Genomic DNA, 276 nt, shown 5'->3' on the forward strand with positions numbered 1-276 from the left:
GGCTCGCACCATTGTCGCCATCCTGTGGAATGAGCACAGTATTAGGCTAACGCGTTACTTAGCTGCCAAGATTATGAAGCAAATGAAACTGGTCAGTTGCCAGCTCAAGACCCACAAATACAAGCACGCTGATCAGGAACATAAAACCCATGACAACCTTTTAAAACGCAGATTTAGCCCAACGGCGCCCAACCAAGTCTGGACGGGCGATGTCACTTATATTCGCATTAAAGGCGGCTGGTGTTACCTAGCCGTTGTTTTAGACCTGTACGCCCG

1 protein-coding gene is annotated in these 276 nt (G+C 48.9%); it reads left to right on the forward strand.

Going from position 1 to position 276, the window contains the following annotated elements; genetic code table 11:
• Positions 1-73: 73 nt before the first annotated feature.
• Positions 74-276, forward strand: a 203-nt coding sequence (locus tag AAEY97_RS21225; RefSeq protein ID WP_502959478.1) for a DDE-type integrase/transposase/recombinase, incomplete at its 3' end; no start/stop codon positions are given.

Origin of the sequence: Shewanella sp. TB7-MNA-CIBAN-0143 (assembly GCF_040310065.1) — a bacterium.
GTDB lineage: Bacteria > Pseudomonadota > Gammaproteobacteria > Enterobacterales > Shewanellaceae > Shewanella.